21 protein-coding genes are annotated in these 21,185 nt (G+C 48.4%); 2 read left to right on the top strand and 19 right to left on the bottom strand.

Annotated elements, in window-relative coordinates:
- Positions 1-117 precede the first annotated feature (117 nt).
- The gene (locus ACTOY7_RS09450) at positions 118-942 is read left to right on the top strand and encodes a BtpA/SgcQ family protein (protein WP_300885038.1); all 825 of its coding nucleotides are present in this window, start codon (positions 118-120) and stop codon (positions 940-942) included.
- 146 nt (positions 943-1,088) lie between these two features.
- On the opposite strand, the gene ACTOY7_RS09445 is transcribed toward ACTOY7_RS09450, so the two are convergent.
- The 14 genes from ACTOY7_RS09445 to ACTOY7_RS09380 all read right to left on the bottom strand — a co-directional run bounded on the left by ACTOY7_RS09445 (position 1,089) and on the right by ACTOY7_RS09380 (position 14,254).
- Positions 1,089-1,802, bottom strand: a complete 714-nt coding sequence (locus ACTOY7_RS09445; protein ID WP_160281290.1) for a GntR family transcriptional regulator — start codon at positions 1,800-1,802, stop codon at positions 1,089-1,091.
- Positions 1,799-2,488, bottom strand: coding sequence for a GntR family transcriptional regulator (locus ACTOY7_RS09440; RefSeq protein WP_300885040.1), 690 nt, complete (start codon positions 2,486-2,488; stop codon positions 1,799-1,801). The genes ACTOY7_RS09445 and ACTOY7_RS09440 overlap by 4 nt, the downstream gene beginning before the upstream one ends.
- Before the next feature lie 216 nt (positions 2,489-2,704).
- Positions 2,705-3,484, bottom strand: coding sequence for an HAD-IIB family hydrolase (locus tag ACTOY7_RS09435; RefSeq protein ID WP_482670919.1), 780 nt, complete (start codon positions 3,482-3,484; stop codon positions 2,705-2,707).
- 111 nt (positions 3,485-3,595) lie between these two features.
- On the bottom strand, positions 3,596-4,300 hold the full coding sequence (locus ACTOY7_RS09430; protein WP_300885042.1) for a GntR family transcriptional regulator: 705 nt from the start codon (positions 4,298-4,300) through the stop codon (positions 3,596-3,598).
- A gap of 87 nt (positions 4,301-4,387) precedes the next feature.
- On the bottom strand, positions 4,388-5,245 hold the full coding sequence (locus ACTOY7_RS09425; protein ID WP_300885043.1) for a sugar phosphate isomerase/epimerase family protein: 858 nt from the start codon (positions 5,243-5,245) through the stop codon (positions 4,388-4,390).
- Positions 5,242-6,090, bottom strand: a complete 849-nt coding sequence (locus ACTOY7_RS09420) for a sugar phosphate isomerase/epimerase family protein (RefSeq protein WP_482670920.1) — start codon at positions 6,088-6,090, stop codon at positions 5,242-5,244. The genes ACTOY7_RS09425 and ACTOY7_RS09420 overlap by 4 nt, the downstream gene beginning before the upstream one ends.
- Before the next feature lie 14 nt (positions 6,091-6,104).
- Positions 6,105-6,533: a secondary thiamine-phosphate synthase enzyme YjbQ gene (locus ACTOY7_RS09415; RefSeq protein ID WP_300885045.1), complete on the bottom strand. Its 429-nt coding sequence runs from the start codon at positions 6,531-6,533 to the stop codon at positions 6,105-6,107.
- Between the two features lies 1 nt (position 6,534).
- Complete coding sequence (locus ACTOY7_RS09410) at positions 6,535-7,389, bottom strand: amidohydrolase family protein (protein ID WP_300885046.1); 855 nt, start codon at positions 7,387-7,389, stop codon at positions 6,535-6,537.
- A gap of 93 nt (positions 7,390-7,482) precedes the next feature.
- Positions 7,483-8,271: a fructoselysine 6-kinase gene (frlD, locus tag ACTOY7_RS09405; RefSeq protein ID WP_300885047.1), complete on the bottom strand. Its 789-nt coding sequence runs from the start codon at positions 8,269-8,271 to the stop codon at positions 7,483-7,485.
- Between the two features lie 21 nt (positions 8,272-8,292).
- Positions 8,293-9,852 (bottom strand): amidohydrolase, encoded by a 1,560-nt coding sequence (locus ACTOY7_RS09400; RefSeq protein ID WP_300885048.1) that lies wholly within the window; start codon positions 9,850-9,852, stop codon positions 8,293-8,295.
- Positions 9,853-9,971: 119 nt separating this feature from the next.
- Positions 9,972-11,417: a Na+/H+ antiporter NhaC family protein gene (locus tag ACTOY7_RS09395; protein ID WP_482670921.1), complete on the bottom strand. Its 1,446-nt coding sequence runs from the start codon at positions 11,415-11,417 to the stop codon at positions 9,972-9,974.
- A gap of 3 nt (positions 11,418-11,420) precedes the next feature.
- Positions 11,421-12,278, bottom strand: coding sequence for a PfkB family carbohydrate kinase (locus tag ACTOY7_RS09390; RefSeq protein ID WP_300885050.1), 858 nt, complete (start codon positions 12,276-12,278; stop codon positions 11,421-11,423).
- An 81-nt stretch (positions 12,279-12,359) separates the two neighbouring features.
- Positions 12,360-13,382 (bottom strand): SIS domain-containing protein, encoded by a 1,023-nt coding sequence (locus tag ACTOY7_RS09385; RefSeq protein WP_160281279.1) that lies wholly within the window; start codon positions 13,380-13,382, stop codon positions 12,360-12,362.
- A 137-nt stretch (positions 13,383-13,519) separates the two neighbouring features.
- Entirely contained in the window at positions 13,520-14,254 is a 735-nt protein-coding gene (locus tag ACTOY7_RS09380; protein ID WP_160281278.1) for a GntR family transcriptional regulator, read from the bottom strand.
- 305 nt (positions 14,255-14,559) lie between these two features.
- Between ACTOY7_RS09380 and ACTOY7_RS09375 the strand changes: the two genes are divergently transcribed.
- Positions 14,560-15,915 carry a Na+/H+ antiporter NhaC family protein gene (locus tag ACTOY7_RS09375; RefSeq protein ID WP_300885051.1) on the top strand — a complete coding sequence of 452 codons (1,356 nt, stop codon included), beginning with the start codon at positions 14,560-14,562 and terminating at the stop codon, positions 15,913-15,915.
- Between the two features lie 26 nt (positions 15,916-15,941).
- Here ACTOY7_RS09375 and ACTOY7_RS09370 read toward each other — a convergent pair whose 3' ends face one another.
- The 5 genes from ACTOY7_RS09370 to ACTOY7_RS09350 form a co-directional block, all read right to left on the bottom strand.
- Positions 15,942-16,667, bottom strand: a complete 726-nt coding sequence (locus ACTOY7_RS09370; protein ID WP_482670922.1) for a GntR family transcriptional regulator — start codon at positions 16,665-16,667, stop codon at positions 15,942-15,944.
- Between the two features lie 123 nt (positions 16,668-16,790).
- Positions 16,791-17,501: a GntR family transcriptional regulator gene (locus tag ACTOY7_RS09365; protein WP_300885058.1), complete on the bottom strand. Its 711-nt coding sequence runs from the start codon at positions 17,499-17,501 to the stop codon at positions 16,791-16,793.
- A gap of 247 nt (positions 17,502-17,748) precedes the next feature.
- Entirely contained in the window at positions 17,749-19,257 is a 1,509-nt protein-coding gene (locus ACTOY7_RS09360; RefSeq protein WP_160281274.1) for a Na+/H+ antiporter NhaC family protein, read from the bottom strand.
- A 105-nt stretch (positions 19,258-19,362) separates the two neighbouring features.
- Entirely contained in the window at positions 19,363-20,205 is an 843-nt protein-coding gene (locus ACTOY7_RS09355; protein WP_160281273.1) for a TIM barrel protein, read from the bottom strand.
- Between the two features lie 25 nt (positions 20,206-20,230).
- On the bottom strand, positions 20,231-21,184 hold the full coding sequence (locus ACTOY7_RS09350; RefSeq protein WP_482670923.1) for a PfkB family carbohydrate kinase: 954 nt from the start codon (positions 21,182-21,184) through the stop codon (positions 20,231-20,233).
- Position 21,185 lies beyond the last annotated feature (1 nt).

Here is a 21,185-nt window from a genome sequence, read left to right as displayed (position 1 = left end):
TTTTTGTCTTATAAATGGTATTATTTTAATATGAATTGGTTGATATGGTATTATTAAAACTATATGTCAACTTCTCTTTTTTGATTCACATCATTTCATTTTCAGGAGGTAACTGTTATGTCATGGAGAAAAAAAATGTTTGGTTATGAAAAACCTGTGATCGCATTACTGCACTTGAATGCTTTTCCCGGAGATCCTTTATTTAAAAAAGGAGACAGCATGAAAAAAGCAGTGGAAGACGCAAGAAAAGATCTGCACGCACTGCAGGACGGCGGTGTAGACGGAATTCTTTTTTCCAATGAATTCAGCCTTCCTTACCAGACCCATGTGGACTTTATCGCGCCGGCAGCCATGGCCCGTATCATCGGTGAGCTGATGCCGGAGATCCGAGTGCCTTTTGGCATCGACTGTGAATCCGATCCTATGGCGGCAGTGGACCTTGCCGCAGCCGTAGACGCCAATTTCATCCGCGGCCTGTTTACAGGGGCCTATGTCGGGGACGGCGGTTTTACGGTTCCGGATGTGGCAGCCGTACTGCGCAGAAAAAAGGCCCTGGGGCTGGATGACTGCAGGCTTCTTTACTTTTTAAACAATGAATCGGATGAGTATGTGGCGCCAAGAGATGTGATCTCCATCGCAAAATCCATACTTTTCTGCGCAAGGCCGGACGCTTACTGCCTCATGGGATTCCATGCCGGGCAAGAAGCAGATTCCAATTCCATCATGGAGATCCGCAGGGCTGTACCGGATGTCCCGGTGTTCTCCGGAACCGGCTGCAAGGCACATAATATCATCCAAAAACTGGAAGCCTCGGACGGGGCATGTGTGGGGACTACGTTTAAGGTGGACGGAAAGTTTGATAATCACATTGACCCGGAACGTGTCAAAGAGTTCATGGCGCAGGTTGCCGTTTTCCGCAGAGAGCATCCGGACATCGCATAATACAGAGCTATATTAAAAAGGTGTGCGTCCTGACGCACACCCGCACTCTTTATAGAAGAAACAAGCGCTGCAGAACAGGTGGTCTTCCTGTTTTGCAGCGCTCTCATGATCTTTTATTCTATAAACAATTCTCTTTGCCGTTTTATTCATTTTAGTCGAAAGCTTACATCAATCGACAGCTTCTGGTGATTGATCACGCTCTTCGTATACTCTACGGCTCTCTGGTACTGATCATACGTCCTGTCATCCGTGACAAAAGCAATTCCGTTTTCTTCTATTTTCAAGATCGCCGCTTCCGGGTTGGATATCTCCGCAAAAGTAAATTTTTCATCGATTCTGCGGACCTCGATCCCGTTCTGCTTTAACACGCCATACAGAGAATGCATTTCAAAATCCACGGTCTCGATCTCCGGCACCAGTGAGGAAACCACATAGGAATCCATCAATGCGATCGGTTCTCCATTCCCGGATCTCAGCCGAAGTATTCGGAAAATCTCGGTATCCTCCTCCACCTCCAGAAGAGCCGCATATTTTCTCCCCGCTTTTCTGGATTCCGTATACAGAACCCTGGTGGAAGGCTCCATCCCGCTGCTCAGGATCATCTGCTCCAAGTCGTCCAGCATCTCAACCTGATACGGGATCTGCGGCTTTGCGATATACGTTCCCTTTCCCTGCATGCAGTTCAGGATTCCCTCTTCGCTCAGAAGGGCAATCGCCTTCCGAAGCGTCTTTCTGTCCACGCCGTAGTTTTCCGCCATCTGCCTCTCTGCGGGAAGCCTGCTTCCATAGGGGATCTCCCCGCTCTTGATCTTGCTGCGGATATCCTCGCTGATCCGCACATACAAAGGTTCATTCATCATTCTTCCCCGCCCTCTTCAGCCGTCAGCTCTGCGATGTATTGGATCCGATCCACGCTGGACACGGATATCAGATATTCCACAGGAGTCTTCTCCTGATAGAGCAGATGCTTTTCTACCGCAACGGGCGCGTTTTCTTTGATTCCAAGCCATTCGCTTTCTTCAAAATCCGCCTTTCCGATACTGATATGGATGTCCTTTTTCGTCAGGCTGCCTTTCAGCTCCTTATTATAGAAGGAATACATGGTCTTTTCCTCCAGCTGTCCAAAATCAACAGCCTTTAAATAAAAAACCGGAATGTATGAGGTTTCGATCGAAATCCTGGCCTGATCCGCCATCCGGATCCTTTTGATCTGATATACCTCGCTTCTTGGCTGCAATTTCAATTTAATATTTACACTTCCGCCCGCAATCTGCTTTTGGATCCCGATCAGCTTGTACGCATCCTGGGGCGCCGCTTCGATTTCCATTAAGTTTCTGACGATCCGCTCTTCCGCAAGATATGTGCCCTTTCCCTGGGTATTCGTCAGCCTTCCTGCCTCGCACAGCTTTTTTACCGCCTGCCGCAGTGTCACGCGGCTGACGCACAGCTGCTCACAAAATTCCCTCTCCGGGGGCAGCCTGTCCCCGGGGCCTAATCGGTTTTCATAAATGTAATCCTCTATTTTCTCTACCAGTCTGGAATTCACCAGATTCGCATATTTACTAATTCTAACTCGCCTGCCTTCTGTATGTCATAATGGTTTGCTGTTTTATCCATCATAACATAAATCTTCCGGACATCCAACAAAAGTTTTCCATCTGTACGGTTGGATGCTCTTTGAGCATCCAACCCACCTCATTCATTCGTAAAATCCGTGGTTACAGTTCGCAGACCGTGAACTGTAACCAGCCATGCGTCACGGTCAGATCAGCTTATAATGCCTTAATCCATGAAATACCCCTTCTTCCTCCAGAGTGCCTGTTACATATGCGGCCTTTTCTTTCACGGATTCCACAGCCTGCCCCATTGCAATCCCCGCATCCACGGCCTGGAACATCGGGATATCGTTCTGGCTGTCCCCGATCGCATAGGATACCAGGCCTTGATATTCCGGACGATCCAGTACCTCACGGATCGCATTGGCCTTATCCACTCCCCGGATCTGTGTCTGGGAGGTATATGCATTGTACTCAATGACCTCCGAATGCTTTTCCAGCACCTTCCTGCAGTCCTCATATTCCGCCCTGTCCGCATATTCCGAATCAATACTTGCGATCTCCGCGCATACTCCGTTTTGGAACAGATCTTCTACTTTCCATATTACGCCCGTTTCCCTCTCCACCGGCTTCATATAGCCGGTCCGAAGCACTTCCTCCGCGCCCAGGAGCAACGCCGCGATCTTATGCTCAAGCAGAACCCTCACACTCTCCAGCAGCTCCTCCTCCGAAAGAGCCACATGGCGTACTTTCTTCCCGCGGATCTGAATTTCCGCCCCCATGCAGCTGATCACACCCTCGAATCCCAGCTCATGGATCTCCTTCGGAATATCCGGATTTCCACGGCCGGTACACAAAAACGCGACATGCCCATTCTCATGCAGCTTTGCAAATGCCTCCCGCACCTTCCCGGTAGGAACCGCTTCATATTCACACAGTGTTCCGTCAATGTCAAAAAAAATGATTGCTTTTTCCTTTTTCTCCATATTCCCTTTCCTTCCATACGTAAAAAGATGCTTTCCGACAAGCTTCCACATCACCTGAGTCTATAGAAGCGAAAGGACATCTACAATCGTTTTTTGCAGATGCCCTTACACTCACGAAAGCTGCGTTGACAGCTTGATCCTGCTGCTGTTTGTATATGTCCTGGTGTACTCTATAACCTTCTGGTCCTGATCCCTGGTAATATCCGAAACTGAAAAGACAGACTCTCCTTCCTGGATTCCCAGATATTTTGCCTCGACCGCAGAAACCTCCACGGCATCAATCCGCTCCTCCACAAAAGCAGGCACGTGTCCGTGCTTGGTATACATATCATATAAGGAATACACTTCAAAATCGATATTTGCAAAATCAGGAATGATCCCTTGCTTGACATATGTGATCTCCAATGCCAGCGGTTCTCCCTTGGCAAAACGCTGGCGTATCATCTTCCATACAGGCTCCGCCCGGCCGATCTCCATCATCTTTCCCAGCCGGTAACCGGCCTGCTCTTCCGATACGGAGATGACCTTTGCGGTGCTCTCAATCCCCTGCTGTTCCAAAAGCCCTCCGAATCCGCTGATCTTCCGCATGGAGTAATTGATATCTGGGCTGTTCACAAACGTTCCCTTCCCTTTGATCCGGGTCAGCAATCCCTCTTCTACCAGGATATTCAATGCTTTTCTGATGGTCTTCCTGTCCATCTCATAAGTCGTTTCCAGTTCTCTCTCCGGCGGAAACATCTCCCCATATTGATATTCATTGTTCAATATCATATTCCTGATCTCGTCGCTCAGCTGTATGTATCGTGGTTTCTTCATGCCTATCTCCTCAATCCTCGGAAACATCTCCGCCTGTACGGTTGGAAATATTTTACCATAGATTGATTTGGATTTCAAAGAATTTTCCTACATTTCCACACAGTCAACCGTCCTCAGCCAATCCACTGCTTTCGCGACTGCCGCATCCGGATTGTCAAAATACATCTGGTTATTGATTTCCATGGTAATGGATTTCTGATAATCATGCGCCGCAAATGTCCTGAGGTACTCCTTCAAAGGATTCTCACCGTCTCCCGGACAGAGATGCCCTGTGGGGAAGCCGTCCGCCAGATGTGCGTGATGCAGTTTATCCCCGAACATATTATAAAAGTATTCTACATCCTCCCCCGCTGCCGTGGCTGCCACGCAGTCAATACAGGCGGTCAGGGACGGGCAGTTCACGTCCTCAATCATTTTTTTCAGCATCGCCGTGTTATAGCAGAGGTTGGATTCATATTTCTGGAGCTGTTCCATCACCATCTTCACACCGATTTTTTCCGCATATTCACAGAGCTCCCGCATGGATTCGATAGAACGCTGATACGCCGCGTCCGCATCCTCGTCGAACATGCAGTATCCCATCTGCATAAAGTAATAGCCTGCGCCGAACTCTTTCGTGTCCTCCAGATATCTCTTGACGATCTCCATGGAATTTTTGCGTACATAGGGATTGGAGGATGCAATATTGATGGGATACAGACAGATCTGTTCTGCCGTAAATACAGACATCTCCAGCCCTCTGTCTTCCATCATCTGGCGGATATCCGAAACTCGTTTCTGCCGTTTCGCAAGTGGGGTATCGAACGCGCAATAATGCGTCGCGCCGCCCCAGAAATCAATATAGCGCAGTCCGTTGGATGCCAGGGAATCCATTGCGTATTCCAAACTATACTGCTGATACAATACGCTCATTACGCCAAACTGTTCCAATTTTATTTTCTTCATGACCGTTCCTCCTCCATGTGAGACTTCATATACTCTAAGCTACCTGCATGAACCCCATGCGGATCTTCCGCATATTCTTCCATCAGAAGTTCCATCGAAACCGATCCTTCATAGTGATATTTTTCCAATACCGAAATCTGCCCGGCAAGGTTTACATTCCCTTCGCCCCAGGCAAGCTGATCACAGTCCTCTACCGCGTCCGCAAGCTGTACGTGGCCGATCTTATCACCGAAGGCTTCAAAATACGTCTCCAGAGTATCCCCCGCATATCCTAAGATACTCGAATTTACACAAACCTCCAGATTGTCTGCTCCCACTTCTCTCAGCATCCGTTCCGCTGTCTTGCAGTCTGTCATCAGATCCGATACAAAGGCGGATACCGGAGACATCAGAAGGGTAACCCCATATTCCTCCGCAATTTCGCAGAGCTGTTTTACGGATTCCCTTGCATACATCCACCCTTGTGAATGAGGATGGTCCATAAATGCTTTTCCGGGATAGATCACGACTTTCCTGCAGTCAAACGCATTTGCATTTTCAATATAAAACCGGAGCTGACGGATGCTCTCCTCTCTTAAAAACGAATTGACGGCAGCTATATTGATCGGAAGGAAATTCTGTTCCGGCATGATGACCGGTACCGAGATCCCTGCCGCTTTGATCTGCTCTGCCAGCTCCCGCGTCGGAAATTCCTCCGCCTCAAAGCTGGTAAAATGGGGATGGCACCCGCACAGTTCGATATTCTTAAGCCCGAGCTTTTTTACGGATTCCAGGAAATAGCCGAAGCTCCATCTTCTGTAGTTAAAGTTACTGATCGCAATTCTTTCTAAAATTTTTTCAGACATATTTGTCCTCCTCTCTATTCTCCAATGACTGTCACGGTAACGGTTCTTTCCTGAGGCCCGTCAAATTCCGCAAGATAGACCTCCTGGGCGGATCCCATCAGCACCTTGCCTTCAACGACCGGAAAGCTCGCATGATTCCCGGTCACCATCGCTTTCAGATGCCCGGTCGGATTGCCTGCCATGGCGCCATAGCTGTCCAGGAACCTGGCATGATAGTAAAAGCCATCCTCCGGAAATACCTTTCTAAGCCAGCCCAGAATGTCATCCTCCAGGCATTCCAAGCATTCATTTACCGTGATCCCGGTTGTCGTATGCTTAGTGATCACATGCACGATCCCGTTTTGGATCCCACTTCGCTCCGTGATCCGGCAGACTTCTTTTCCGAGCGGGCGCAGCTCATTATAGGCTTGGGTAATGTATGTAATTTCTTCCATTTTTACCATTTTAAGCACCTCCATTTAGAAACCGCAGCGCATTTTCTCCCAAGATCAGCTCCTTCGTGGATTCCCGTATATCCATCTCCCGAATGGCGCGGATCATACGGAGCATCTCCAACCTGGGTTCGTCAGAGCCGAACATGACCTGATGCCTGAGACTCCTGTCAATCCAATGGGGACCAATATCCACGCCGAGACTTTGCGCATAGAATTCTTTCGGGTTATCAAAGTACAGCATCGCCGTATCCGTATAAATGTTGCGGTATTTCAGCATCAGCATACAGGTCTCCTTTACCCAGGGCCATCCAAAATGCGCCAGGCAGATCCGAAGCTTCGGAAATCTGTATGCTGTTTCTTCAAAACGCAGCGGATGCGCGTATTTGGTCAGGGTTCCAGGTTCCATGGATACTCCGGCATGGAACAGGATGGGCTTGTTATATCTCACACACATCTCATAGATCGGATCCATGGCCTCATCATCCGGATAAAACCTTTGCTTAGAAGGATGCAGCTTCAATCCGGAAAGCCTCTGCTCGGTAAAGGCACGTTCCAGAACTTCCAGCGCATCCTCCCTGTGCGGGTCTACACTGGCAAATCCACAGAACCAGTCCGGATTCTCTTTTACAAGCTCCGCGACCTCTTCATTGGTTCCCACACCTCCCCCCTCCGTTGTTTTCAGATCCAACGGCAGAAGGAACAGTCGGTCGATTTCCGCACACCTGCACAGATTCTTCCACGCTTCTATCTCAATCTCATCCGTTTTGTACAGTCCCATCACATCCTGCCGAAATTTTAATTCCGATTCCGTCAAGGCACCTGTCTGAGCCAAAAATCCCGGATGTACATGCACGTCTATTACCATACTCTCTTACCTCCTGTATATCATCGCAATCGGCAGCCCTAAGCTCCAGCGGTACCTGCTGAGAACAAACCGGAACAGGGTGCGGCGCATCCATCAATCCACCCACGGGCCGAATACCGACACAACGCCTGCCGCCACCTTTGCCCCCTGCTCCTGGCATTTGGGAATATCCCATCCCTTTAGGATGCCGTTCATGAATCCTGCCATATAAGAATCTCCTGCTCCGATGGTATTGACAAGCTCCGCCTCCTGTATTCCGCACTCATAATACGTCTTACCGTCATACGCCACACTGCCCTTGTCTCCGAAGGTTCCCACTGCGATCCTGGCCCCTTTTTCTACCATGTCTTTTAAAAACCGATCGGTTTCTTCCGTACGTTCCTCAAAGGAAAAGAACGGATAATCCACATATGCGATCGTCTGTTCCACCATAGGATCCTGGTATTCCGTCGCGTAATCAAAGCAAATCTTTGCTCCCTTGTCATGGATTTCTTTCAGATGCATATGCGCGTTTCCCCAGAACGCGGAATGAACCAGGTCACAGGAGGCCGCAAAATCAATATCCTCCTTTGTAAACACCACATGCTCCATGACACCTTCCACATAATCAAGGTAGATCCGGTCCAGCCCTTTCAGATCCATATAGGAAATCGCGGTCTTTCCTTCCGCCACCTGAAAATGTGACAGATCAATCCCCTGCTCTTCCAGAGTCTTTCTCATTAATGTTCCGTACTCATCATTTCCTGTCGTACTGATCACAGCCGTGTCGATTCCAAGCTTCTGCATATTTACCGCAAAATCCACCGCATTTCCCGTTGCATAAAAACGGTCCAGCTTTTCATACAGATCAATACAATTATCGCCGATTGCCGCTACTTTCATGGTTCTTTTCTCCTCCTCGCCCTACATATTCTGATATACGATGTTTCCGTTACAGATCGTCATAGATACCTTTGCCTCTTTTAACTCCTCCGGTTCCATTTCAAACAGATTCTGATCGATCACCGCAAGATCCGCCAACTTTCCCGGCTCCAGTGTCCCAAGCACGTCTTCTTTAAAGTTTGCGTACTGTCCTTCTCTGGTCCAGGCCTTCAGGATCTGATCGACCGTCAATGCACATTCCCTGTTCACGCCGCCTTCCGGTCTTCCGTCGGGGAAGGTCCGGTTCACGGTCAGATATGCAGATAACGGGATGTCCGGAACGGTCAGCGGAAGGTCCGTACCGCAGACTGCATGGACTCCGTTTTCAAGCATCCTCTGATACGGCCAGTAGTTCCGGATTCCTTTTTCCCCTACACAGTCATAACCATAGAATTCCTCATAGTCTCCGAGGCAGTCCAGGATCTGCACATAGTTGCACGCAGTAATCCCAAGCTCTGCCATCCGCTGTAAGTCCTCCGTCCGCACCATCTCCAGATCGGTGATGATATGTCTGGAATCCCGCGCTCCATTGACCTTGCGGCATTTTTCGAAAATGTCAATGGTCCTTCGCGCCGCGCCGTCTCCTTCTGCGTGCAGGGCGCACCGAAGTCCCAGGGCATCCGCCCTGATCGTCATTTCTTCCAGTGCCTGGTAATCAATCTCCTGTTCCCCATGGCTTCCGGGCAGATTACAATATTCATCGATCACATCCGCATTGTTGGAAGCGATCTCCCCGTCAACCATTACGTTATAGCCCATGAACTGGATGAAGTCCCCGGTAAAAAGCTCCTGGCACTCCTTTGCGTAGGAATAATCCATGTCATACCCTACCGGCTGTGAAACCAGGTTGACCCGGTGCTTCAGATTCCCTTCCTTTTCCATCCGGCTTAAGAGTTTTGTAAATCCGGAATATCGGTCAAATCCGATCTCTTTGATGGAGGTCACTCCCCGGCTGGCCAGAAGATCGCTGAATTTCTCATATTCCTGTAAAATAAATTCCTCCTCTCTCAGATATTCGTCAAAGACCCTCCAGCATACTTCCGCATATACTTCGCGCTCATCGAATCCATATTTTTCCCTTGCTGCCTGATTCATCATGCAGCCGTCCCGGCTTTCCGCAAAACCGATCACCGCCGTATCACCAAAGTTGAGCAGCGCCTCGTCCATATCCTCTTCGCTTTCCAAAACCTCTTCCGGGAGTCCATGCCCAAACACGCTCCTTCCCTTGGGCAGCTGCTTTGCATACTGCGCCAGAATTTCGGCCGCGTCCTTCTTCGAGCCTGCGCCGGAAAGATCGGCCCCAAGATGGGACCATACAAATCCGGTAAAAAACACATGGTTGTCTACGAACCCGGGACAGACGAGCTGGTCTCCCAGCTCATATACGATCGTGTCCTTGCCCCGGAGTTTGAGTGCTTCTTCCTTTGTCGTTACTGCCGTGATTTTATGATCCGTGATCACAACGGCTCCTGATACCGGCCGGTCTTTCATGCCCGTGAAAATATGATTAGATATCAAGATTTTTGATGTATTTTTATCCATTTATCTCATTTTCTCCTTATTTTTCCCTGTTTTTGGGTACAAAAAAAGCGCTGATTAAATCTGCCGGTTTCACAGTTTAAAAAGCGGCTTCTCCATGTCAGTTTTCTTCCCTGTTCAATTTAGAATATAAATCCTGCTGCCAGGTACATGACTGCGGAGATCACAAACGCCGCAATGCTGTATGGCATCATGGAAATGTTATGGTTGTAAAGATCCACCCCGGTGGCCGCCGCATTGCAGAGTCCCGCGTCCGACGCAAAGCTGCAGTTGCTTCCAAACAGACCCGCGCAGAACATGGCCGCAAGGCAGATATACGGGTTTGCTCCTGTTGCCTCCGCCAGGGCGATGATCGCCGGCGCTACCATGATATATAATGTCCAGTTAAAGGTAACCAGAAATTCCGTTGCGCTGAACAGAACGAAGATCAGCACCGGCAATAAGGACGGATTCAGGATCCCTCCCACTGCCCCAACAACAAACTCGGTAAATCCAAGCTCTGATACCATATTGGACATGGTAAATCCTACTACCAGAAGGAAGGTCATCTCCATCATACTGTTAAATCCTTCCACCAAAATACTGAACAGACGGTCTGGCGTGAATACCTTCTGCACCGCAAATAAAACCCCTGTGATAAAAATTGCTGCCGTAAGTCCAATCTGCATATCAAAGTCAAAGTAAATACACAACCCGATCATGGACACAATCGGAACAATGAATGAAACCAGATTGATCCCTTCTCCCGGTTCCACAATTTCCTCCGCCTCATCTTCACTGCCGCCGTCTCTTGGCGGAATGGTCGAACCGCCCGCTTCTACCCGTTCGTAGGCTTTTTTCATTAGTCCGATCTTAGGCATCTTTCCGATACAGAACAAAAATCCGAAAAGCAGGCTCACAAAACAGTAGAACAAAAAGGGCATACATTTCATATATGCGGCAACGCCTCCGCCCGACTCCGCAAATCCGTTTGTCTCCAAAAGAGTTGCTCCAAAGACGACCCAGGAACCGATCGGGATTATGGAGGACGTATGAACAGCGCTGGAGCGGATCACATAAGCAGTTGCCTCCCGCGGGATCCTGTACTGGTCTGTTACCGGCGAAAGCGCCGCGCCTGTTACAAAGGCGCAAAGGTAGTCATCTACGGACAGCAGCCAGCTCATGGCCCAGGTAAGAAGCAGGGCTGCCTTGGAGCTCCTGGCCTTTGTCGCCACTTTTCTCGCAAAATAGGTCGCGGCCCCGCTCATTTTTAACGCAGTGATCAAAACACCCAGAAGCAGGAATACAATGATCAGGTACGCATTATCCGGATTCGTAATCTGCTCCTTCACTTTTTCACACCAGACCGTGAGCAGCTCCCACTTGAACTTAATAAACACGGCTAATACGCTGGCCCACAGGAATCCTTCGATCACCCCTTTGGTCAGGAGGATGAAGAAAAAGATAAACAGCGGAGGCATCATGGACCATGCGCCGTAATCCTCTGCGCCTACCGGCGCAAAAAGCGCCGCTGCCGCCATGCAGGCCAGAAATATCATGTATCCAACTAATTTACGGTTGATCTTCATCTGTCAGTCCTCCATTTCACGGGCATATCCAAACGCGCCCTCTCTCAGGCAGTTCTGTGCGGAAAATTTTGCCGCCGTATGGAATGCCGTATCGATCATCTGATTTGTCAGCGGGTTCTTTTTGGTCCAGCCTTCCTTCAAAAGAGTACATACGAATGAGGTGAAAAAGGAATCCCCGGCACCCATCGTATCCACAGCCTCTACCAGCTCTACGATCCCGGTATAGTACGTTTCACCGTCAAACAGGATCTGTCCATCCGTGCCTTTGGTGGTCAGAATGTATTTTGTTCCCATGTCATATACTTTCTTCTGCAGCACATGGATTTCCTCCTGATCCATTCCTTCGCAGGAAAACAGCGCCATATCAATGTAAGGGCAGATCTGTTCCAGGTAAGGATCCTCCTTAAATTCCGGTTCTACGGAAAAATCAAAGGTTACGAGCCCTTTGAGCTCTTTTAATTTTGCGATCTCACTTTCCACGGCAGCATAGCATCCGCTGTGGACCAGGTCAAATGTATCCAGATAACGCAGATCCTTTTCCGTCAGAAGCGGAGGCGCCGCTTTCGTCTCTCTCAGATCGTCCGCAATAAATACGCGGTCCCCTTCTACCAGGTTCACATCGCACCGTTCCGTAGTTGCCCCGAACTCCCTGCGGCATCCGGTCAGGCCGATCCCCATCTCTTTCATAGAATCTATGATGTGATCCGCTTCCCTGTCATCCGCAAAATTCAGAAGCAATGACGCGTCCAAGCCGCTTTCCTTTGCATATACCGCGAAGTTCACGGCATTTCCCCCCGGAAACATGATCTTCTTATTGACATAACGATCCACCACATTATCCCCATATCCAATAACTTTCATTTTTCTTTCCGTTCCTTTCTTTTCCTGAAATCTTCTTTTTCCTTCTCTGCCTCATATTCCGCTTTTTCATATTCCGCGGCTTTAGTATTCCACAACCTTATAGTATCTCCGGAAGCTCAGGCTGTGCCCTGTCGCATATTCCATATGGGGATTGATACGCCCCAGCGCCGCGCAGATGACAAGCGGCGAAAACATACTTCTGTACTCCTGATCGATTCCCTCCAGCGCATAATCCTTTGTATCATATACGGTTACCTTTTTCGAATAGCTGCCGCAAAAAGCTTCGATCCGGTCTGTTACGGCACGGGACTCATCTTCTCCCTTGATGATGACCACATGTACGTCTTCATCCACCAGCTCCAGTGTTCCATGGAAAAAATCGGATGCTGTCACGGATTTTGTACGGATCCACTGCATTTCCTCCAGTACACACATGGCGTAGCAGTAAACCTCTCCCCATGTATTTCCGCCGGCAGTAAAAATATGATAGTCCTCTTTGTGATACTTCTTCGCAAATTCGCGTCCCTGTACATCTGCCTTACGCTTCACTTCTGTCATTGCCTCCGGAAGCCGCTCCAGGTTCTTGACAAATTTCTGGTAATCCGGAAATTCCCCTCTTTTCTCCAGGTAATACGCAAAAAATAAATACTGTAAGATATAATCCGCGTCTGCCGAGAACGGATCCTTGTGGAGGTAAAGGACAGAATGGTCTACCAGCTTCTCGATCGCCGAATTTTCACTTCCGATCCCGCAGATCGTGGTCGCGCCGATCTCTCTGCAAAGCTTGATGGCAGCAATGATCTCTTTTGTATTTCCTGAATCTGACATAAAAAACACGACCGAGTCTTTGCAAAGATTCCGGTTTCCCGTAGCCAGAAGCTCCGCCGCGTTCTCCGCGTATACCGGCGCGTCTGACATCTTTTTGAACATATGTACAAATGGAAGCATGACTGCCAGCGTGCCGCCGATTCCGACTAAAAACAGATTCTTCTTATCCGGCGTCATCACCTCATCAATGATGTTTTCCACCTGCGGGCGCAGACCCACGATCTTTCTCATCTTTTCCTCATACTCCTTCACAAATGCATCCGTTAAAAAATTCATTTTCCTGATCCTCTCTTTCTTATTCTTGATTTTCTCATTGTATAACTGGTTTTAAAGCTTAAAAAAGGGTACACAAAACACAGCTTTTGAAGAATCCTTCAAAAACAGCTTTTTCCTTATGCAATTGTCCGCATATTCTATGCGGTCACTGCCGGCTGATCATCAATACTGATGGTATAGGAAACTCTTTTGGCATCTACAATCGTCTTTGTATATTCCATCACTTCATCTCCAGAATATGCGATTGCTTTTTCCACAAACACCTGGTCGCCTGGTTCAATGTCCAGATGGCGCGCCTCTTCTTTTGTCGCCTTCGACAGACGCACGGTAATGTCCTGGTTGCTCATATAAATCCCATAGTGGATCTCCAGAACATTGTATAGAGATGCCTTTTCAAATTGGAACTTCTCGAGTCCCCTGCATTTTGCCTCCGCAATATGCGAGGTCTCCAGGAGAAGCTCCTCTCCGTCTACCTCCCGGATCCTTGTCAGCACATGGACGTTGTCTCCTTCAGAAATCTGCAGCGCCTCCGCGGCTTCTTTTCCAGCCGGTTCAATCGTCTGGCTGATCACGCGGCTTCCCGGAGTCTTTCCCTGGGAACGGAAGGCCCCGGAAAAAGAGATCATATCTTTCATATCAATCTTTTCCTTTTCCGGTGACACAAAGCTTCCCTTGCCTTGAACCGTATAGAGAGTGCCTTCTCTGCACATCCGCGCGATCGCATCCCGGATGGTTCCCCGGCTGACCTGCCAGAGCTCGGAAAGCTTTCTCTCAGATGGTAATGGCTCGTAGGCCTTGAGACCGTTCACATCAATGTACTCCTGAATTGCGTCAATGACTCTGTCGGAACGTAAATTATTATACTTTTCCATGCTTGCATCCTTTCTTTTTTGTTCCCCCTATTTGCTTTTTAGCATACCAGTTGCATTTTTGCATGTCAACACTTTTTTCATTTAATATTTCACAAAATCAAATCCCACTTTTTGTCTATTTTTGACAAAATCATATTTTTATATCCATATTTATTGACATATTTTTTCTAAATGGTATATTTAAAATAACTTTTGGTGTACTGTATCGCTTTTTTTATTATATGGTTTTTGCGGTATTTGTTTTTAAATAATTGGGGTATTTTTTCACGAATTGGGGTATTATTCCAGGAATTGGAGGAATCAGGATGGAACAGGGGCTTATTGCGATCATTATTACAATACTGATCATTGTCAGCGCGGTAAAAACAAAAAAATGTGTGGAGTGCATGACTGCCGGCTCGCTGGTCGCTGCCGTATTTGCTTATAAAAGTCATTTTTTAACCGGATGGCACGGCGTACTCCAGAAAACAATGTCGGACAATATCTGGGTCATTCTCGTCTGCCTTCTCTTTGGAGGACTCATTTCTTTATTGACCGCTTCCAAAGGCAGCTTTGGGTTCTCTAAATATCTGTCCAGGCTTTGTACAAACCAGAAGAGAACCCTGCTGGTCACTTATCTTATGGGGATCCTGATCTTTGTAGATGATTATCTGAATGTATTGTCGATCGGAGCCTGTATGAAAAAAATCAGCGATGACAAAAAGATCCCCCGGGAAACCCTGGCATATATGCTGGATTCCACGGGAGCTCCGGTATGCGTCTTGATCCCCATCTCCACATGGGCTGTTTTTTATGCAAACCTGTTCTACGGCCAGGACAGCATCCAGGCATTGAACTGCGCTAGCCCGATCAGCGCCTATATCAAGGCAATTCCATTTTGCTTTTATCCGATCATCACGCTGATCATCGTTTTTCTTTTTTCAATGGGATGGATGCCCAGACTGGGGGCAATGAAGAAAGCGTATCAAAGAGTGGAAAAAACAGGGCAGGTCTTTTCTGAGTACAGCGCGAAATATAACCATAACACGGCTGTCTCAGAGGATGGAAGCGGAAATATATGGAATTTTATGATCCCCATGGGAATCCTGATCCTTTTAGCAGTAGTTACCGGTGATATCCTGACGGCAGTGATCGTCGCGCTGGCCGTATGCTTTCTCTTATATGTCCCCACAAAGACCATGAGCATGGATGAGTATATGAATGATTTGCTTCTGGGTTTCAGTGATATGCTGCCGACCCTGACCATGCTTGTGATCGCCTTCGTCCTGAAAGAAGTGTCATCGGACATGGGCATGGCTGTGTATATCGTGGAACGGGCAGAGCCGTTTCTGATCCCTGCCGCTTTTCCGGCCATGGTATTCCTGCTGGGCGCGCTGCTCGCTTTTACGACCGGATCCGACTGGGGAATGAGTTCCATCATTACCCCCATTGTCTTTCCGCTGGGCGCAACCATCGGGGCCTCCCCGATCCTGATCATGGCTGCCATCATATCCGGCGGGGCCTTTGGCAGCCACGCCTGTTTCTATGCGGATGCAACGCTTCTCGCCGCCCAGAGCTCCGGCATCGACAGCATGGAGCATGCCCTGACCCAGCTGCCCTATGTCATCATTGCCTGCGTTTTGTCCATTGCCGCCTTTTTGGCCGCCGGATTCATCCTGTAGTACAGATGCGGCATTGCCATGCCAATTCAGTTTGAAGAGGTATGATAGCTGATCGCGTACCGGTCGGCCCTGGTGATCGAGATACTTCTTTCCACCGCCTTCCCGTCAGCACAGATCCCCACGGAGGTGACATAGAACGCATTGATATCCGGCTCCGAGCAGAAAATTTCCGCCTCTTCCTTTGTAACCTTTGTGGCGCGGATATTCTGCTGCTGTCTCGTGATATGGATGCCGTATTCTTTGTCCAGCGTCTCATACAGAGAACGATTCCTGTTAAAATCAAACCGCATCAGTCCCGGGCAGCTGGACACCTGAATATAGGAGGATTCAATAGAAACCGGAATATCCTCCAGCAGACGGAGCCTGCGCAGTTCATATACCTTTGCCCCCAGAGGCACTCCCAGCATCTGGGATGTTTTCAGATTTGCCTCCACCTCTGAAAAGCTCAGCACCTTGCTGGAGGTCCGTTTTCCGGATGTATTCCAGGAGGAGGTAAAGGAAATAAACCCGGACGTATTTTCAAAAAACTTTGGCTGTGAGAGAAACGTCCCCTGACCCGGGATCGAATAGATCACGCCTTCTCCCACCATCTGGTTCAGTGCTCTTCGCAGTGTCATCCGGTTTGCCTGCAGCATCTCGGACAGCTTCCTCTCAGAGGGCAGAGCTTCTCCCGCCTTGAGATCATTGCGTATAATATATTCTTCAATCGACTCTCTTAACTCATCACTTACGAGTTGCGTATACCTGCTCATACTTGACATCCGCCCTTCTTTTCTTGTGATACAGAAAGCCTGCCACTGGCAGCCTTTCTGCATACGATGGTATTCAAAACGGCAGGCCTAAGACCTGTCTGCTGACGTTCTGAAGCGTTACTCTCAGATCGTGGAAGCATAAAATACAATCCGGTTCGTATTATCATAAATTTTCGTCCATTCGATGACACGCTTCCGGGCATCATAAGATAACGCGCTGAGCATAAAAACATCTGCCCCGTCTTCCAGGTTCAAAAGATCCGCCTGCGGATTATAAATCTTGACGATTTCCAGCATCTGCTGCTCCTCCACAATATTCAGTCCGTTTTTTTCATATACCTCCCGCAGTGAGTACATGCTGTAATCATAGTCCGCGATATCCGGAAAATATCTCTTCGGCGCCACATTATACTCGATTGCCAGCGGGCAGTCTTCGCTCAGACGAAGCCGGATACATTCAAATACTTCCTCCTCCGGGGGAATGTCAAATATCCGGCTGTATTTGAATTTTGCAGGACGCAGGCCGCTGTAGAGCACCCGGTTCACAATGGAAATTCCCGGCTGCCTGATCGAACCGGAAAATCCTTCCAGTCTCTGCATATCAATAGAAGCCTTCGGGGTGCGGACAAAGGTTCCCTTTCCCTGGGCACGCAGCAAAAGCCCCTCCTCCTCCAGGATAGTAAACGCCTTTCTTACTGTCAGATGGCTGATACCGAATTTCTCCGCCATACTTCTCTCCGATGGTAATTTATCACCGAAAGAATACTCTCCTTCATATATTTTATCACGTAAAGAATCCGCCAATTGCTGATAGAGTGCATAATTCCCCGCCATCATTTCTCCCTCTGTTTCCGAATGCCTGACCTGCGCCACTCAGGTCCATTCATTCTCTTCTGTTAAGAAAAGCACCCCCGCAGGCCTGAAAATCTGCGGGAGTGCCCTTGCTGTATTGAGTATTATATCATCAATTGGACAAATTCTCAATTTTTTTTGCTGTTTCTTTTGCTTCTTCTTCGTTTAAAAGCGCCATCTTATATTTCAAATAAATTTTTGTTGTCATTTTTTCCTTTCCACTCTTCTCCTAGAAAATAAATCCCGCGGCCAGATATGCAATTGCTGCCAATACCCATGCAATGATCATATATGGATATTGTGTCGTATTCTGCTCATAAATATCGATCTTCCCGCAGGATGCGCAGGTCAGCATACCTCCGTCCGAAGAGAACGCCAGCAGATATCCAAATACACCTGTGGATACCAGCGCCGCGATGCTCAGAGGCACATTGGCCCCGCATGTCTGTGCCAGCGCGACTACGATCGGCATTGCGATCAGATAGAGTGTATAGTTAAATGTAACCAGCATTTCTGTCGCTGAAAATACGATGAAGATAATGATCGGAAGCGTCTTTGCTGTGACCAGCCCGCTGACCGCTCCGACTACATAATCCACAAATCCAAGTGAATCCAGTCCATTGCAGAGGATCAGTCCGAATCCCATCATGATGCACATTTCACTCATGTATCCGAATCCGCCGGTCACGACGTCTTTTGCGTCATCTGTATTGAACACGCCTGTAATACAATAGTAAACAAAGGTGATCAGCATTCCCCATGTAATCCCGTAAGCCATATCCCACTCGAAAATATATCCGAAAAAGATGATCGCGCAGATCGGCACCAGGAAATGGGAGAGATTTACTTTCTTTCTGGGCTCCGGAGCCTCTTCGCTTTCTTCCTCAATCGCATTGCCTTCTTCATCATATTTTGTCTCTTTCACTGGACCCGGAGATCCGCCGGACTCCACTCTCTCAAATGCCCTTTTCATCTTTCCAAACTTGGGAAGAATCCCTGCGATCACAAGCCAGCTTACCAGCATTGCCGTAACCGGGAAAAATAAAAAAGGAAGGACCTTTGAAAAATAGTAGCCGTATCCGCTTGTATTTGCAATAATATCCAGATCCCACATTTCCAATACAGCCCCAACGTAGATCGCCCATGCTCCGATCGGAAGCAATGTAGCTGTCGGCGCGGCGGATGCCCGGATAATATATGCCGTCATTTCTCTTGGAACCTTATACGTATCCAGCAGCGGGCTGAACACACTTCCGGTTACGAGCGCGCTCATATAGTCATCAATACACAGAGGCCATAGAACCAGCGACGTCACAAACATCGCGATTTTCTTATTCTTGATCCTTTTTGCGATCCAACGCGCAAAATAGGTTCCCGCGCCGCTGATCTTAAACAGATATGTGATAGAGCCCGCAAGCAGGAACAGGTAGATTACCCACCAGTTGTCCCAATTTGTCACATTTTCAAACATATCGTCTACAAAACCGCCCATAAATCCCCATCGGTAGCGGATAAATACGGTCAAAAGACTGGACCAGAAAAAGCCTTCCAGGATCTTCTTTGTGAGAAGGATAAACGCGAAAATGGAAAGCGGCGGTACCAACGTCCATATCCCATAATTTTCTCCTTCCGCAAGCTGCGGGGCAAAAAGCGCCACCAGAATATAGCACAGGAACATCAGCGCATAACCCAGATATTCTTTTTTACGATCAATTGACCAGTCCTTGATTGCTGTCATAAAAACACCTCCCTCACGTAATCAATTCGCGCAGCAAATTGATTGCCTCCTTGCCCGCCATCCGCAAAGCAGATTTTTAATGCGGGCAATTCCCGTATCGCTTTTTCATACAATATTTTTCCCTTGCTCAAGACCTACATTTTGAAGCGCTGTCCGGATAGCCCGGATGGCTTTCAGATTGTAGAGGATCGGATCTGTCCTGTATTCATCAAAAAGCTCTACGGAGCAGTAGCCGTCATATCCATAAGAGTCGATCATCGTAAGGACCTCCTCCACAGGCAGCTCACCATCCCCCAAGATCAGATGATCCTCAATGTCTTTCTTGCAGTCCACCAGGTGAATGTGCACCAGTTCTTTTCCCAGTTTATCAAAATACTGGGAAGCCGGTTCTCCCACCGTAAGAGGCGCTGCCAGATCCAGCATTGCTTTTACCTTCGGTGAATGGATCTCTTTCATTGCCCGGACTACGTCATCGGATCGGATCAGAATATTCCCTTCCCATGGAGTCACGGTTTCCAGGATCATGGTCACGCCGTCGATGGATTCCGAGTAATCTGCCAGTTCCTTTACATATTTGATAAACTGTGCCCAGTCCTCATCCGTTGAATATTCATAGCTGGCCTGAAGGGCGGCCATGACCATATAGGGACAGTGGATCGCCTTGCACAGATCAATACACTGCTTAAAATATTCCATGCTTTCATCAATCCACCTCTGGTCTCTCCAGAGCAGATTGGCCATATCCGGCTCGAAGGAAACAATCGGAAGGTGATATTTTTCGGAAAGAAGGTTGATCTTTTCAATGTCCTCCGGACGCATATCCGGCGCGTAAGCGTGGGGCCTTCCTCCCCAGATCTCCATACCGTCATAACCGAATTTGGAAGCGATCTCAAAAGATTTTTCAATCGGATATCTATGCATGCTTGCAGTAAAAAAAGAAATTTTCATATATGTTATTCTCCTTCCTGACTCCTTAAAGCGTTCCTTTGCCGCCCCACTCCAGTACCTCCTTCATCTCATCCAGCCAGAGATATTTGCCGAGGCATCCTTCCGTTCCTTCTTTTTGTACGAGCCATGCGCAATACTGATTTGCGTACTCCAGCGCTTCCTGAATCTTCTTTCCCCAGACCAGATTCTGCACGACCACTGCCAGAAACGCGTCTCCTGCCCCGGATTCATCTACAAGCTTTACTGGGATCCCCAGGACTTTGCCGGAGCCTCGTTCTCCCCATGCACAGGCGCCGTCTCCGCCCAGTGTTATGATCGTATTTTTTACTTTGTATTTCTCACATAATAATTTTGCAGTCTCCAGCCAGTCCTCTGTTTCTTCCGCGCCGGACAACAGAGCCGCCTCTGTTTCATTGACGCACATGGTATCCACATATGGAATCTCCGGGAGCTCCTCCGCGGATTCAATGGGGCTTGGATTCAGAAATACCTTCATCCCGAGCCTCTGCCCGGTCTCCGCGCTTTTCAATGCCACATCAATGGGAATCTCAAAACCAGTGATCAGATATTCCGCGCCCTGGAGCGCTTCCACATGGGGAATCGCCTCCTCCATGGTCAGGTCGCTTCCGGGCGAATCAAAATTGATGATCATATTTTCCCCGGACTCTGCCAGAAGAATGAGCCCCAAGCTTGTCTGGATCCCTTCCTGAAGCCAGAAATGCTCCGTATTGACTCCAGAGGCTTTCAGCCAGCTTTCATTGAGAGTGCCGCCTTCATCCTTTCCCGCTTTCCCGATGTAAGCCACATCTCCGCCCAGCCTGCCGATTACGATCGCATTGTTCACGCCTTTGCCAGAGTCCTGCGCATAACGCAGATTCTTGGGGATTGCGGTCTCCCCCTTTCTTGGGATCCGCGCCACATCACAATACTGACCGATCCCGTTTCCATTGATACAAACTATTTTTGGAATATGTCCCATA

Source organism: Schaedlerella sp., from assembly GCF_056796775.1.
The sequence above is the reverse complement of the archived record's forward strand: the minus strand, read 5'-3'. Positions and strand labels throughout refer to the sequence as shown.

Excerpts from the sequence above, each read along its gene's own strand:
- ACTOY7_RS09450 (WP_300885038.1), top strand. The coding sequence starts at position 118 with ATGTCATGGAGAAAAAAAATGTTTGGTTATGAAAAACCTGTGATCGCA.
- ACTOY7_RS09445 (WP_160281290.1), bottom strand. The coding sequence starts at position 1,802 with ATGATGAATGAACCTTTGTATGTGCGGATCAGCGAGGATATCCGCAGC.
- ACTOY7_RS09435 (WP_482670919.1), bottom strand. The coding sequence starts at position 3,484 with ATGGAGAAAAAGGAAAAAGCAATCATTTTTTTTGACATTGACGGAACA.
- ACTOY7_RS09430 (WP_300885042.1), bottom strand. The coding sequence starts at position 4,300 with ATGAAGAAACCACGATACATACAGCTGAGCGACGAGATCAGGAATATG.
- ACTOY7_RS09425 (WP_300885043.1), bottom strand. The coding sequence starts at position 5,245 with ATGAAGAAAATAAAATTGGAACAGTTTGGCGTAATGAGCGTATTGTAT.
- ACTOY7_RS09420 (WP_482670920.1), bottom strand. The coding sequence starts at position 6,090 with ATGTCTGAAAAAATTTTAGAAAGAATTGCGATCAGTAACTTTAACTAC.
- ACTOY7_RS09415 (WP_300885045.1), bottom strand. The coding sequence starts at position 6,533 with ATGGTAAAAATGGAAGAAATTACATACATTACCCAAGCCTATAATGAG.
- ACTOY7_RS09410 (WP_300885046.1), bottom strand. The coding sequence starts at position 7,389 with ATGGTAATAGACGTGCATGTACATCCGGGATTTTTGGCTCAGACAGGT.
- frlD (WP_300885047.1), bottom strand. The coding sequence starts at position 8,271 with ATGAAAGTAGCGGCAATCGGCGATAATTGTATTGATCTGTATGAAAAG.
- ACTOY7_RS09400 (WP_300885048.1), bottom strand. The coding sequence starts at position 9,852 with ATGGATAAAAATACATCAAAAATCTTGATATCTAATCATATTTTCACG.
- ACTOY7_RS09395 (WP_482670921.1), bottom strand. The coding sequence starts at position 11,417 with ATGAAGATCAACCGTAAATTAGTTGGATACATGATATTTCTGGCCTGC.
- ACTOY7_RS09390 (WP_300885050.1), bottom strand. The coding sequence starts at position 12,278 with ATGAAAGTTATTGGATATGGGGATAATGTGGTGGATCGTTATGTCAAT.
- ACTOY7_RS09385 (WP_160281279.1), bottom strand. The coding sequence starts at position 13,382 with ATGAATTTTTTAACGGATGCATTTGTGAAGGAGTATGAGGAAAAGATG.
- ACTOY7_RS09380 (WP_160281278.1), bottom strand. The coding sequence starts at position 14,254 with ATGGAAAAGTATAATAATTTACGTTCCGACAGAGTCATTGACGCAATT.
- ACTOY7_RS09375 (WP_300885051.1), top strand. The coding sequence starts at position 14,560 with ATGGAACAGGGGCTTATTGCGATCATTATTACAATACTGATCATTGTC.
- ACTOY7_RS09370 (WP_482670922.1), bottom strand. The coding sequence starts at position 16,667 with ATGAGCAGGTATACGCAACTCGTAAGTGATGAGTTAAGAGAGTCGATT.
- ACTOY7_RS09365 (WP_300885058.1), bottom strand. The coding sequence starts at position 17,501 with ATGGCGGGGAATTATGCACTCTATCAGCAATTGGCGGATTCTTTACGT.
- ACTOY7_RS09360 (WP_160281274.1), bottom strand. The coding sequence starts at position 19,257 with ATGACAGCAATCAAGGACTGGTCAATTGATCGTAAAAAAGAATATCTG.
- ACTOY7_RS09355 (WP_160281273.1), bottom strand. The coding sequence starts at position 20,205 with ATGAAAATTTCTTTTTTTACTGCAAGCATGCATAGATATCCGATTGAA.
- ACTOY7_RS09350 (WP_482670923.1), bottom strand. The coding sequence starts at position 21,184 with ATGGGACATATTCCAAAAATAGTTTGTATCAATGGAAACGGGATCGGT.